This is a genomic window from Stenomitos frigidus ULC18 (assembly GCF_003003795.1).
Classification (GTDB): domain Bacteria; phylum Cyanobacteriota; class Cyanobacteriia; order Leptolyngbyales; family Leptolyngbyaceae; genus Stenomitos; species Stenomitos frigidus_A.
On record NZ_PVWK01000140.1, the window covers coordinates 174899 to 188456 of the forward strand.

Annotated in this window: 14 protein-coding genes; 6 read left to right on the forward strand and 8 right to left on the reverse strand. The window is 50.2% G+C overall.

Annotated elements, in window-relative coordinates; genetic code table 11:
- Positions 1-15: 15 nt before the first annotated feature.
- The gene (locus C7B82_RS26030) at positions 16-1098 is read right to left on the reverse strand and encodes a PIN/TRAM domain-containing protein (RefSeq protein WP_106259665.1); all 1083 of its coding nucleotides are present in this window, start codon (positions 1096-1098) and stop codon (positions 16-18) included.
- A gap of 290 nt (positions 1099-1388) precedes the next feature.
- Here C7B82_RS26030 and hemW point away from each other — a divergent pair, with 290 nt between their 5' ends.
- Positions 1389-2621, forward strand: a complete 1233-nt coding sequence (gene hemW / locus C7B82_RS26035) for a radical SAM family heme chaperone HemW (RefSeq protein ID WP_422632155.1) — start codon at positions 1389-1391, stop codon at positions 2619-2621.
- A 39-nt stretch (positions 2622-2660) separates the two neighbouring features.
- Here the strand turns inward: hemW and C7B82_RS26040 are convergent, their stop codons facing one another.
- A complete protein-coding gene (locus C7B82_RS26040) occupies positions 2661-4121 on the reverse strand; it encodes a cyclic nucleotide-binding domain-containing protein (RefSeq protein ID WP_106259667.1) in 1461 nt (486 codons plus the stop codon).
- Here C7B82_RS26040 and C7B82_RS34440 point away from each other — a divergent pair.
- Positions 4120-4248, forward strand: coding sequence for a hypothetical protein (locus C7B82_RS34440; protein ID WP_281259048.1), 129 nt, complete (start codon positions 4120-4122; stop codon positions 4246-4248). The two genes, C7B82_RS26040 and C7B82_RS34440, sit on opposite strands and share 2 nt — an antisense overlap.
- Positions 4249-4357: 109 nt before the next feature.
- On the opposite strand, the gene C7B82_RS26045 is transcribed toward C7B82_RS34440, so the two are convergent.
- The 3 genes from C7B82_RS26045 to bchL form a co-directional block, all read right to left on the reverse strand.
- Positions 4358-5764, reverse strand: coding sequence for a ferredoxin:protochlorophyllide reductase (ATP-dependent) subunit N (locus tag C7B82_RS26045; protein WP_106259668.1), 1407 nt, complete (start codon positions 5762-5764; stop codon positions 4358-4360).
- A 207-nt stretch (positions 5765-5971) separates the two neighbouring features.
- Positions 5972-6442, reverse strand: coding sequence for a DUF5331 domain-containing protein (locus C7B82_RS26050; RefSeq protein ID WP_245940099.1), 471 nt, complete (start codon positions 6440-6442; stop codon positions 5972-5974).
- 37 nt (positions 6443-6479) lie between these two features.
- Entirely contained in the window at positions 6480-7346 is an 867-nt protein-coding gene (bchL, locus tag C7B82_RS26055; protein ID WP_106259669.1) for a ferredoxin:protochlorophyllide reductase (ATP-dependent) iron-sulfur ATP-binding protein, read from the reverse strand.
- A 438-nt stretch (positions 7347-7784) separates the two neighbouring features.
- Here bchL and C7B82_RS31670 point away from each other — a divergent pair, with 438 nt between their 5' ends.
- Entirely contained in the window at positions 7785-8015 is a 231-nt protein-coding gene (locus C7B82_RS31670; protein WP_146141271.1) for a hypothetical protein, read from the forward strand.
- An 8-nt stretch (positions 8016-8023) separates the two neighbouring features.
- On the opposite strand, the gene C7B82_RS26060 is transcribed toward C7B82_RS31670, so the two are convergent.
- Positions 8024-8644, reverse strand: a complete 621-nt coding sequence (locus C7B82_RS26060; RefSeq protein WP_146141272.1) for a hypothetical protein — start codon at positions 8642-8644, stop codon at positions 8024-8026.
- A 378-nt stretch (positions 8645-9022) separates the two neighbouring features.
- Here C7B82_RS26060 and C7B82_RS26065 point away from each other — a divergent pair, with 378 nt between their 5' ends.
- Positions 9023-9940 (forward strand): hypothetical protein, encoded by a 918-nt coding sequence (locus C7B82_RS26065; RefSeq protein WP_106259671.1) that lies wholly within the window; start codon positions 9023-9025, stop codon positions 9938-9940.
- Positions 9941-10036: 96 nt separating this feature from the next.
- Here the strand turns inward: C7B82_RS26065 and C7B82_RS26070 are convergent, their stop codons facing one another.
- Both C7B82_RS26070 and C7B82_RS26075 read right to left on the reverse strand, forming a co-directional pair.
- On the reverse strand, positions 10037-11146 hold the full coding sequence (locus C7B82_RS26070; RefSeq protein ID WP_106259672.1) for an S-(hydroxymethyl)glutathione dehydrogenase/class III alcohol dehydrogenase: 1110 nt from the start codon (positions 11144-11146) through the stop codon (positions 10037-10039).
- Between the two features lie 133 nt (positions 11147-11279).
- The gene (locus C7B82_RS26075; protein WP_106259686.1) at positions 11280-11690 is read right to left on the reverse strand and encodes a ribosomal maturation YjgA family protein; all 411 of its coding nucleotides are present in this window, start codon (positions 11688-11690) and stop codon (positions 11280-11282) included.
- 449 nt (positions 11691-12139) lie between these two features.
- On the opposite strand from C7B82_RS26075, the gene C7B82_RS26080 reads away from it, so the two are divergent.
- Positions 12140-13165, forward strand: coding sequence for a sigma-70 family RNA polymerase sigma factor (locus C7B82_RS26080; protein WP_106259673.1), 1026 nt, complete (start codon positions 12140-12142; stop codon positions 13163-13165).
- 137 nt (positions 13166-13302) lie between these two features.
- A complete protein-coding gene (locus C7B82_RS32720; protein ID WP_181357694.1) occupies positions 13303-13476 on the forward strand; it encodes a hypothetical protein in 174 nt (57 codons plus the stop codon).
- Positions 13477-13558 lie beyond the last annotated feature (82 nt).

Sequence of the window (13558 nt, forward strand, 5' to 3'; positions counted from 1 at the left end):
TAAGTTTGCGAGACGTTAAGAAGGAATCATAGACGCTCTGGGTCGGGCAAAAATCATCCGTCCAGCCGAGGTTTGCAGCGCGCTAGTGACAACCACCTGAAGCTCACCGCCCACATAGTCGCGACCTTCTTCAACCACGACCATTGTGCCGTCATCGAGATAACCCACGCCCTGTGCAGCCTCTTTTCCTTGCTTAAGAATCTTGAGGTCGAGACTATCGCCAGGAAGATAAGACGGACGCACGGCATGAGTCAGATCATTCACATTCAGGACAGGCACTCGCTGCACGCTGGCAACCTTGTTCAAATTGTAATCATTCGTTAACAGTGTGCCGTTAATCTCCTGCACCAAACGCACCAACTTGGCATCAACGGTAGGGATATCGTCATAGTCGGCAGAATGGATGATGATACGATCGGGATAGGCCTCTTTCATCCGGTTGAGGATATCCAGCCCACGTCGTCCTCGCACTCGTTTAATGTCACTAGAGGCATCAGCCACCTGCTGCAATTCTGCCAACACAAATTGAGGCACTAGAAGTTGTCCCTCAATAAACCCTGTATTCAACAACTCCTCAATCCGTCCATCAATGATGCAGCTTGTGTCGAGCACTTTAGTGGACGCTGGCTTCAATGTGCCCTCGGCCAGTAGCGTCGTTTCGACCGTATTAGGGTTAATCAAACGCAGCAAGGTACGACCATGCGTATCAGCTAGTGTGATGCCAGAAAAGGAAAAAAGAATGCTGCCCAGCACGGCTGCCAGAGGTTTGAGAAACGAGAATTCAGGTGGAATGGGCAGTAGGAAAATGGGTGCCAGCATTAGGTTAGCCACCAAAAGCCCAAGAACCAGACCAACCGCACGGCTTAAGAGCACATCCGCTGGCAACGCGCGAAACTGGCGCTCAAAGCGTCGATAAGCGGTTTGCATCAGCAAGCCGATCGCAAAGCCAATCAACGCTCCAAAGCCAGCTGTTACCCAGCGAAGGGCGCTTTCATTAGTGACTTGTTGAAGAGCACTGATTGGCAGCTCTTCGATGCCGTTAAAACCGATCCCCGCCCCTGCTAGGATGAATGAAAGAATGATAATGGCGTCAAGCATAAGCTTAGTTTGGTTGGGGGGACTGATTCCAAACGTCTGCACGGTTAGGAATCTACCGCTCTGGATGTCGAGCTAGTGAGAGCATATCAATCGAACGCAATGGAGAGAAGCAGTGCAGCGATTCAGCTAGCATAGCAAGCAAGCGGCATAGCTTCATTATACTCTTCGTACCTGTAATGCTTTTGCCCAAGGTAGATTCTAAGGAAACACTTAATCTTATCGAGCTGCCAGGGTCTGCTTATCTGCACATCCCCTTCTGTAGAAGGCGCTGTTTTTACTGTGATTTTGCGGTGTCTATCGTTGGCGATCGCCCACCCGTGGCTCGAACCGATGGCTTACCCGCTAACCCACTGAATGGCAGCAATTCTGGCACGATCGCCCATTACGTGGAGATCCTTTGCCAGGAAATTCGGCTTACCGAAGCAACTGGGAAACCCCTCGATACTGTTTTCTTTGGGGGCGGCACGCCATCCCTACTCTCCGTTGAGCAACTGAGCCGCATTCTGAGCACGCTGGAGCAGCAGTTCGGCATTGCTCCTCAGGCTGAAATCTCTATGGAGATTGATCCCGGTACGTTTGATTTGTCGCAACTTCAAGGTTATCGAGCGGCAGGCGTGAATCGGGTCAGTATTGGCGTGCAGGCGTTTCAGTCGGAACTGTTACAGGCCTGTGGTCGATCGCACACCGTTGCCGATGTGTACCAGGCTGTGAAGTGGGTCCAAGAAGCGGGCTTCGAGAATTTCAGCTTAGACCTGATTTCTGGCTTGCCGCACCAAACATTGGACGATTGGCAAGAGTCTTTAGCAAAGGCGATCGCCCTCGCGCCCACTCACCTCTCGTGCTACGACCTGACCATCGAACCTGTGACTGCCTTTGGTCGGCAATACAAACCGGGCATGCAGCCGTTGCCATCCGATGAAGTCACTGCCGAGATGTATCGCACTGCCCAACGGTTACTGACAGCAGCAGGCTATGCCCATTACGAAATTTCTAATTACGCCAAATCAGGCTACCAGTGCCGCCACAACCGCGTTTATTGGGAGAACCGATCGTTTTACGGATTTGGTATGGGCGCAACGAGCTACTTAGACGGCAACCGCCTTTCCCGACCCCGGAAGACACGCGAGTACTATGAGTGGGTGGAGGAAGAAAGGCTTAAGGCTAAAGGCTTAAGGCTAAAAAATGAAGTTGATCCTTCAGACTTGAGCCCACTGCCAAGCGGAAGCAAGCTACAACCTTCAGACGTTTTGCTCGACACTTTGATGCTTGGGTTACGACTGGCTGAAGGATTGAGTTTGACAGCACTGATTGAGCAGTTTGGCAGAGCAGCGTTGGAACGGGTTTGGGCGTGTTTGCAGCCGTTTCAACAGAAGGGCTGGGTGAAAATTAGTTCTAACAAAAAAGAGGTGATCGACGCATTGTTAGCAACTCTACCGGAAACGGGACGGCTCCAATTGACTGATCCAGAAGGCTTCCTCTTCTCAAACGTCATTCTCGTAGCGCTGTTTGAGGAGTTTGAGTAGAGAAAGCATCACCTCAAAGCTTGCACCTTTCCCCATGCCCTAGATACCAAACAGTGTTTGCAGGCGTTTGCGAATTTTCAGCAATGGCGTTTCTTCAGATAGTTCTGACAGCAGGCCCATTGCACGCAGGGTTTGTTGGCGTTCCATCAACTTGTGTGCAATCTGGTCTGCCAGTCCGCGATGGTCTTCCAGTAGTTTTTGTAAGTCGTTGCGTTCGATGACAAAGAGAACCGTGTCTTCGAGCGTTCTCACGGTTGCCGATCGGGGAATGCCCATCAGCAAAGACATTTCGCCGAAGAATTCACCTTCATTGAGCGTGGCAATATATTGCTCTGCCTGCTTCGAGAAGATTTCAACCGAGCCTTTCAAAATAATGTAAAATGACTCGCCGGGTGTCCCTTCCTCGCAAACAATTTGTTCCGTTGGAAAGAGCTGCCGATAGCCATATTCAATGAGCTGCAGCAGTTCTTCATCCGTGCATTGCTCAAAGTAAGCAATGCGCCGCAGCATGTCGCGCAGGGTCAAGTTGTTGGGTGCTTTGGGTGCAGGCTTGCGGCTGCCCACATCACCTTCGAGATGCTTGCCATTACCAGTAGCCCTTTCACTATCGGGGTGGAACAGTTGCAACACGTCCCCGATATTGCGGATGTTGAGATCGTGCTGGGGAAAAGGGACTTCAATGCCGCGGTGGTGAAGCTCGCGATCGATGCCAAAGTACAGCGCACTTTTAATCGGTTCGCTCTCTGTCGGTTCATTCGTCCACACCAAAAGCTCAAACAGCATAGCGCTATCGCTAAAGCCCTTAAACCAAACGCGAGGCGACGGGTCTGTGAGCACTTTGGAATCTTTACGAGCCGCTGCCAGCAACGCTTCCGTGACGATGAGTGTATCGCTGCCCTGAGCCACACCGATCGGCACGTGGAGACGACAGCGCGGGTCACGGTAGCTCCAGTTAATGATGTTGTTTTCGACAAAGCGAATATTGGGCACGATGACAAACACGCCATCCAGTGTCCGTACAGTGGTCGATCGGATCGAAATGTTTTCGACCGTACCCAGCAGCTTATCGATTTCAATGAAGTCGCCCACGCGGATCGGTTGCTCGATGAGAAGCGTGATCCCGCTAATAAAGTTGCTGGCAAGGTTTTGCAGCCCAAAACCTAAGCCAATGCCCAAGACGCCTGCAAACAGCGTTAGAGAGCTGAGATTGACACCCGCCGTTTGCAACACAATCACAAAGCCGATCGCCGTCAACAGATAACGGATAAAAGTGGCAACAACTTCACGACTGCCGCGATCGAGTCCCAGCCGTACCAGCAAGCGACGATTGATCAGATTACTGAGCGATCGCGACACCCAGAAGACCGCCACACTGATGATTACCAGCGTCACAATGAGGCTGAGCGAATAACGATTATTGCCGACCTCGAACATGGGTGTGGCAAATAACCGCATCAACTCTGCAAACGTTGTCTGAATTCCGTTAAGCAACCAGTTCATGCATGAGCCAGTGAAAAGCTATCTGAACATTGTGCCGGATTTGGTTGCGGCTCAGAAAAAGAAACTCAATCTCTTCATGCAGTTTGCACAGTGCCCTGCTGATCAAGGTGGCAGACGGGATGAGTGATTGGCAGTCGCCCTGGTATTGCTTTTTGACCTGGCACTGCCATCAGAAAAAAGTGGAGTGCGATCGCGATCGCACTCCACTAAATTGCCGTATAGCTAAAAAACAATCACTAGACTTTGGCTTCTTCCCGCACCAGTTTGTCCCAACCAAGGTCTTTGAGTTCGGTATTGCGGCGCAGAGGACGCGTCACCAGTTCCAAAATGTCACGAGCGTTGGTAAAGCCGTGAATTTGGGCAAAGGTGAATTCGACTGACCATTTGGTGTTGATGCCGCGTGCTTCCAGGGGGTTAGCGTGCGCCATGCCTGTAATGACCAGATCAGGCTTCAGTGCGGTAATGCGCTGAAGCTGGTTGTAATTATCGGGCTTTTCAACAATGCGAGGTGTCGGCACACCCATTTCGTGGCAGGTTTTCTCCAGCAGCGTTAATTCTGCTGCCTGATAGCGCTTATCCATATAGGGAATGCCAATTTCAGGGCAGCTCATGCCGCAGCGGATGAGGAAACGTGCCAGGGAGATTTCCAGCAGGTTGTCGCCCATGAAGAAGACGGATTTGCCGCGAATGAGTTGAAGGTAGTCTTCCATCCCTGCCCAGATTTGCGCTTCCCGATCGTCCAGCCCTTTCGGTTCAATACCAAATACGGAGCAGATCTTTTCAATCCAGGCGCGAGTGCCATCAGGACCGATCGGGAAGGGAGCGCCAATCAGCTTGCACTTACGACGACGCATAAACGTGGTAGCGGTACGCGAGAGGAAAGGATTGACACCCGACACATAGTAGCCTTCTTCAATCACAGGCAGTTCAGTGTAACGCTTAGCAGGCAACCAACCAGAGACTTTGATGCCCTGTTTCTTGAGTTCCAACGTCAATTGCGTGACCACTGGATCAGGTAGAGAACCGAACAGCACCAGCGGTGGGTGATCCACGTACTCAGATTCTGAGGTGGCAATCTCTTCTTTTTTGCGCCCAAAGTTGAGCAGTTTAGTAATCGCGTTGCGCTCTTCTTTGTCGCCTTCAGCTGCAAGCGGTTTATCAGGACAACGGTTCACCATTGCAGCGAGAACGGTATCTTCGCCTTGCGTGAAGGCATAATCCAATCCATTTGCGCGAGCCACAACGATCGGAATTCCCAGTTCAGCTTCCAGTCTAGGAGCCAACCCTTCCAAATCCATCTTGATGATTTCGGTGGTGCAGGTGCCAATCCAGACGATAACGCTGGGGTTGCGATCGCGCTTAATCTGCAAGCACAGCCGCTTCAATTCTTCGTAGTCATTCAATTGTGCAGAAATATCGCCTTCTTCCAGCTCTGCCATCGCATAACGTGGTTCGGCGAAGATCATCACGCCCATCGCGTTTTGCAGAAAGTAGCCGCAGGTCTTGGTGCCAATGACCAAAAAGAAGCTGTCTTCAATTTTCTGGTATAGCCATGCGACGCAGCTAATGGGGCAGAAGGTGTGATAGTTGCCTGTCTCGCATTCAAAATTCAGGGCTTGCGGTTCGGTTTCAGCAAGAGTCATGAGTCAGTGTCCTCCGTGAAGGGAGTGGTTGGTGGTTGGTTGTTAGTTGTTGGCAGTGTTGCTGCTTTTCCCTCACCCTCAATCCCTCTCCCTGGGGAGAGGGACTTTGAATCTAGCTCCCTTCTCCTGCGGGAGAAGGGCTGGGGATGAGGGCGGTTCGGATTGCTCGAACGATTATTCGGTCAATAGTGGTTAGCAGAAGAGAGATTAATCGCGTCGATCGCGCGAACCACGGCAGTCTTCATCAATTTGGGCAGGCGCTTTCATCGGCACTTGGCTGGCTTGGATGTTGATCTCATGCAAAGCGGCAGGCAGTAGCTTACGGGAGCCGTTCGTCGTTTCGTTGACTGCACCTTCAGACACCTTGTCTAACTGTTCTTCGGGGTTAAAGTTGAGTCCCAGAGCCATCACGATGCGATCGGGGTTGCTGCTCAGATCGACAACCAATGGTAAAAGTTGAGCAAGCCTTGGCTCCAATACTGAGAGGGTTGCCAGAATAAAGCCAGACGAGGGGCGACGTTGCCCGTCACAGTTGACCCAAACCCCTAAACGCGACAGCCATTGACGATTTTCGGCGTAGTAGGTCAACCATTTTTCTCGCACCGATTGGCGAATTTGCTCAGTATTCACGGGTAAATTAGTTTTGAGTTTTGAGTTTTGAGTTTTGAGTTTGGTCATCACTCATCACTCAAAACTTATCACCCATAACTTTCTTTTAAACCATCATCACGTCTAATTCTTGGGCTTCTGAGCGCACGGGTGGCTGAGCAGGGTTGAGGTAGAAGTCAGACAGGAGGGAGAACAGTTCGCGATCGGGCGTGTCGTTCGGCACCACGCCTTCGGGACGCGCCAGAATTTGGTCAGCGATGTTGAGGTAGTAGTCGCAGACGTAGTTGAGCGACGGATCAGTTTCCGCCATTTCAAACAGCGTCTTGCCTTTGACACGAGACACGCGAATATCTTCAATCAGCGGCAGAATTTCCAAGACAGGCATGGGGACGGTTTCAATGTACTTGTCGATCAAATCGCGCTTGGAGGTGCGATTGCCAATCAATCCACCTAAACGTAGGGGATGTGTCCGGGCTTTCTCGCGCACGGAAGCAGCAATCCGATTGGCGGCAAATAGAGCATCAAAGCCGTTGTCGGTCACGATCATGCAGTAGTCGGCGTAGTTGAGGGGAGCGGCAAAACCACCGCACACTACGTCACCCAACACGTCAAACAGAATGATATCGTATTCGTCGAAGGCGTTGAGTTCTTTTAGCAGCTTGACGGTTTCGCCCACAACGTAGCCGCCGCAGCCTGCCCCGGCTGGAGGTCCACCCGCTTCCACGCAATCCACGCCACCGTAGCCTTTGTAAATCACATCTTCAGACCACACATCTTCGTAGTGATAGTCTTTTTCTTGCAGCGTATCAATAATGGTGGGGATGAGAAAGCCCGTCAGCGTAAAGGTGCTGTCGTGTTTGGGGTCGCAACCAATTTGCAAAACCTTTTTGCCACGACGCGCCAGTGCGACTGAGATGTTGCAGCTTGTCGTAGATTTGCCAATGCCGCCTTTGCCGTAAACTGCGAGTTTCACTCTAGTTGTCTCCTAATCGTGTCGTGGGCTGCTCAGAAACCGGGTTTCTTATTTCTAGGTTTCTTATTCGGATTGGTCGATGAGGTCATTATTGGGCAACTCGATCGCAAAGGAAAGCGCGACCAAAAATGCACAGGGCTGCTAAACGAATAATTAAACCGTCTGGATTTGCTGGAACCTTGCTAGAAAGCATAAGGCTCTATCAGTATCTAAAACCACGTCTTAATCAGTTTTAACCTTTGTTTTTTATAAAAAGTGGAACAAAAGACAATAAATAAAAAGCGTCTGGAATGTTCTCGTTAGAGGCACTTTAAAGCGATCGCGCCTCTCCACACGCCCACTTCACCGACTAAAGTCAGACTCTACCAATGGCGCTTGCTAGTCTAAACGGCGACTGATCCCCAAAAAATAAGGGCGATCGCGCTAGATGTAAGGCGCTTGCTCAACCCAAAGTGTCTGCCTATCAGTCGTTTCAAAGCTTGGGAGCGATCGCGCACACTTCAACAGCAAGCCCCTTGCCGGGATTTTCGCTCTGCAATGGTTGGTGAATGCAATGGGAAAGAAGGGCTGATTAGTGGGGCGATCGTCCAAAACGATCAACAAACCAGCCGAAACAATCAGTCTTTTATTAAAAATAGTGACAACTTGCCAAACGGCTTCCTTTCGTAACAAATGCGTTACTGCTTCACAAATCCACGCATTAGCGTTTGAGTAGGATTATCAACCAGGAGCGTTTTCTTATCGGCTGAAGCATAGAGCATGAACCTATAGCACTTACTGCATCCAGGAAGGTCGGTTGAGCCACTCGCCCTGTCATTGCGTTCAGCTACATCGTCAATAAAAATAAGCTTATTGCCATCAAGTTTGACTTTGCCGTGCAGTTTACCGTCATCGCCGAAGAGTATGAACATAGCCTCAAATGTGCCGTTTGCCTTGATTGTGATGCTCATCTGTTCAACGAATTGACGGTAATCCGTCTCAAGTTCTTTTACAGGCATACTTACTGAATTTTTCATATCACTTAATGACTTTTTCAGTGCTTTCTCATCAACGACTCCTTTGTACGTTCCTGCCAATGACTCGATCGTGAGTGGTGCGGTAACAGGGGAGGCGATCGCGGGTTGAGGAGAAGCGGGACGATCGTCGTTGGCGATCGCAGAAGGCACGGTTTGAGAACATGCTCCCACTGTTAGCAAAACTGGTAGTAGAAAGAGGATGGGTAAAATCCGCATAATGACGGTTGCTTTGAGTACGATCAGACAATGAATATCGCGGAGTCTAGCAAAAGCAGTAAACACACTCCATCAGCATTGTTACTAGCCTGATCATTAAGAGTCATCAGGTCATCATTGAGCAAATTAATCAGACAGTTTGAATGCGATTGTCCAATCATCTAAAATTTTGCTTCCACACAGCACAGCAGGCAGTATAACGGCAGTAGAAATGAGAAGTTGTTTAAACTGGCGCATAAAATTCTTTCCTTATTGCTGCAAATCTTGACTGACTATGGCTCAATGCAGCGACAGGAAGAACTGACCTGACGAGCCTGGAAGCCGTTAGCAAGGGTTTAGCAGTTGTAGCAAGCGGTTGATTTTTACAAGTCTGGTTCATCGTCACCGAGCTGACAAAAGGCATTCGTTTCAAACATCCTCTCAACGAATATTAAGGAGACACTCGTGGTTCAAGATTTCACTGCATTCAGAAAAATTTCGTTTCAGACGGTCGATGTCGAGGTTGCGCTAGCAGAAATTGAGTATCAATACCTCAGATTTGTTTGCGAAGCGACGCTGCGTAATTCCGATGAAGTGTTGCGCGAGCAAATTCGCAATTTGCATATCCCCGGCTTACCGTCGTTTGACGACTGGCGCAAACAAGAAGCGACTCCAGTTAGAGGCATCCTGGTGCCTTCGATTGAGACCAACACCATTCCAACAACCGCGATCGCAAGTCAGGAGAGCGTCGCTCCGGTGGTTGAACCTGCTGTTGCACCATCAACGAAGCCCAGTAGCGATCGCAAACCAGCAGACGCACCAACGGCTAAAGCAACTCAAGCAGCGCCATCAGGAAGCGTCACCAGCGCACTCTTGCAGGTGTTAGCTGAGCCAGCGTCAGCCAAACTAACCTCGCGAGAAGTCATTGAACAACAACACGAAAAGCTCAGCGCCCTGCTGAAAGAAGGCCAAAGCATGGATGAGCTTGCCACCCTGCTGACCAGCAACGGTGCCAAGATTAGCGCCTCTACGCTCAGAAATTATCTGTCAGCTGCCAGACGCAAAGCCAAAACAAGTAACGCTAACAATGCAGGCAAACCCGCCCGTGCAAAGAATGACCCAGCCGCTAAAAAAGTCACTGGAGAGCGATCGACTGACAACGCAGTCCCAGCATCAAAGCCATCAGTCGAGGCCGCTCCAGTGGTCATTTCACAGCCATCCACGGCTGAAGCTACAGACGCTCCCCCTGTGCCCACAAAGCCTAAAAGAGGTCGCCCCAAAGCTGCTGCAAAAGCGAAGCTCGAGCATGAAACCAGCGTGACTGCGACCCGTAAGCCCAAAACCCAGGCGCCTGCACTCAAAAAGCGAAAGGGCAGTCGATAATGGACGACAGGGGGGATTGAAAGGATGAGCCAGTCACCGTAGAGACGCAAAAGACGCACTCAAAGCGCATCATGTCCTAACCATTACTATTAGGGCTTAAAACGTCACTACGGTACGAATCCCCTCACCGCTGTGCATCAGATCAAAGGCTTCGTTAATCCGCTCAATGGGCATCACATTGGTAATGAGATCATCAATATTGATTCTCCCTTCCATGTACCAGTCCACAATCTTAGGAACATCCGTGCGGCCTCTAGCGCCCCCAAACGCACTGCCCTTCCAGACACGCCCTGTCACGAGTTGAAAGGGGCGCGTGCTAATTTCTTGCCCAGCGCCCGCAACACCAATAATGACGCTCACACCCCAACCCTTGTGACAGCATTCCAACGCCTGTCGCATCACATTGACATTGCCAATGCATTCAAAGCTATAGTCAGCGCCACCCTTCGTCAGCTCGACTAAATGCGCCACCAGATCGCCCTCAACCTCACGAGGGTTCACAAAGTGAGTCATACCAAGCTTTTCTGCCAGAGCCTTCTTTTTGGGGTTAAGGTCTACACCCACAATCATGTTGGCTCCCACCATGCGAGCACCCTGAATCACGTTTAAACCAATACCGCCGAGACCAAAGACCACCACATTGGCACCGTACTCAACTTTGGCAGTATTGATGACCGCGCCAATCCCCGTTGTCACGCCACAGCCGATATAGCAGACTTTCTCGAACGGTGCGTCTTCGCGAATTTTGGCGACTGCAATTTCGGGTAGCACCGTGTAATTGGCAAAGGTCGAGGTGCCCATGTAGTGATACAGCGGCTGACCGTCGATCGCAAACCGACTGCTGCCATCAGGCATGACACCGCGCCCTTGAGTTGAGCGAATTGCCTGACAGAGATTTGTCTTCTGGCTCAAACAATACTCACAATTGCGACACTCTGGCGTGTAGAGAGGAATGACATGATCGCCCGTCTTCAATGACTGGACGCCTGCACCCACTTCCACAACCACGCCAGCTCCTTCATGCCCAAGAATGGCAGGAAACAGCCCTTCAGGGTCGGCGCCCGACAGTGTGTAGGCATCGGTGTGGCAAACGCCTGTAGCTTTGATTTCGACCAACACTTCTCCCTCTTTGGGTCCATCAAGCTGCACCGTTTCAATACTTAGCGGTTTTCCTGCTTCCAGCGCGACAGCGGCTCTAACGTCCATAACTCTGCTCCAACGTCCAGATTTTAGTGCTCAGATTAGGGCTTTTAGATTGAAATCTAAAGTCTCCTAACGACTACAGTCCACAGTCTAAAGCAGTTTACCCCGGCGGCGTCGATCGCCCTTAACGTGCGAACTAAATCCTTTGAGCCGATCGCGCCCACAGCCAGCCCAACCAACTGCCTACAAAATAAGGTGGAAAGTCCAGCCAGTTAAAGGTAGTGCCCAAAACAAGTCGGCCTGGCAAGGTAGCCCGAGCTGCTTCCAAAAACGGTGGATGCCATAGCTGGAGACACTCTAAGCCACAGGTACTGAGACAAACTCCGATCGCAATGGGACGCAAAGCAACACGAGGGAAAAGGAAACTAACCAGTAAAACCCAGAAAATTTCGTAAGCAAGGCTGCCGATCGCATCATTCAACCATTCGGGCGTTAGTCCTTGAGCAAAGCGAATGATATATCCGATCGGCACAATGAGGCTTATGCTGACTAACAGCACAAGGCGATATTTCAAAAACCGTGGATGTCCAGAGTGAAAAAGAAGCATTCGGAATTTTAGCTGAGAGCGATCGAGGGGCAATTTTTTTTGATCGTGGAGAGAAGCAGACAGATAACTAACGGGTGAAATGTAGACGATCACTAGCCAGTGGGCACTACTGTCTAAGCAACGCTCAACAGCGACAGATGAGCCACCCGTTTTCCAATCATGCTTAAAAGCATCTGGGCTGTCGATCAGTCAATTATTGAAAAATTCGCTTGGTATATAAGAAAAGCTGATCGCAAATGCCTCTAGCGACCGCCAAAGAAACGAAAATTGTACATTATTGAAAATAAGATGGACAAAAAACTAAGGAGTTGCTATCGTCCATTATTGGTATATTTAGCCCCAACACAAAAATTTAGAAACTTTTTTCCAAAAAAGTGAGCATTTGCAAAACTCTTTGTTAAAGTTGGAGGCAATTTTACGTCTTTCTAGGGAGCTTTATTTGAGCGTGTATGACTGCTAAATTGTCTTCTGATATCACTGAAACTGATTCTGCCGAATCAGAGGTTGCTGATTCTTCTGAATCAGTAGTTGCTGAACTTGATTTTGCGATCGATTTAACCGAAATTGAAGAGTTCGATCCGGACGAAGCTTCGCCAGAGAAGGTTCCATACAAACCAACCAAAGCGGAACGTCTTGGTCTTACCGATGATTCAGTGGGCTTATTCTTACGAGAGATGGCACGCTATCCTCTACTGACTCAAGCACAAGAAATTGAGTTGGCACGAGAAATTGTGAAGGGGGGCGATCGCGGCGAACAGGCAAAGCGTAAATTAGTGCGAGCTAACTTACGACTGGTTGTTTCAATTGCCAAAAAATATCTCAACCGGGGAGTACCGTTTCTGGATCTGATCCAGGAAGGGGCAATGGGGCTGATGCGGGCTGCCGAAAAGTTTGACTATGAGCGCGGCTACAAGTTTTCAACCTATGCCTACTGGTGGATTCGCCAGGGCATCACCCGTGCGATCGCTTCTCAATCCCGGACGGTGCGGCTACCCGTCCATATGGTCGAAAAGCTGAATCAGGTTCGCAAAGCCCGACAAACGCTCTCTCAAGCCCTGGGGCGCAAGCCTACCAAAGCCGAACTGGCAGCAGCCCTTGAAATTGATGAAGACAAGCTGGAACAGGTGTTAGACGTCAGTCAGGGTACCCTGTCGCTGCATGCCTGGGTGGGGCGTGAAGAGGATACAGAACTCATGCAGTTGATTGAAGACGCAGATAATATTGCGCCAAACGATTGCCTTGATCACAAACTCCTGTGCGATCGCCTCAACTCAGTGTTAGATCACCTCAGTGATCGCGAACGCGACATCATCAAGCTACGGTTTGGTCTTGAAGATGGACAGCACTACACCCTGACCGAAATCGGCGAACTTTATCAGCTTTCACGCGAACGAGTACGCCAAATTCAGGCAAAAGCAATGCGGAAGCTGCGGCACCCACGCCGCCAAGCCTTGCTTAAAGACTGGATTCGTTAATTAAGTTCAATCGCTCAGTGACCACAATCTCAGCTCACGTGGGCTCAGGACGCTTGATTGAGACGGCGAAACAGACGCTAGCTTGGCACAGGAGGTAGGGACTTTGCCCGTTCTGACTCCTCCAAGGCTTGGTGCACATGCTTGCGATCGTCCGGTTGTATGGCGAACAAAAGCGTCAAAGCAATTGTTCTAAAGATATCTTTATGACTGGCTATGGGTGCTTGAGGCGGCTTGACTGGATCAACTCTACATTGCGAACAGTCTTAGGACTAACTCGGATGGTAGAGGCGATCAGTATTAGCCAATACTAAACTTATAGAAGTTACGCATTGACAGAGAGCAGGAAATGTGATGACTCTAGATTAGTCTCCTAGCCCTTGGAAATCCGTCGTG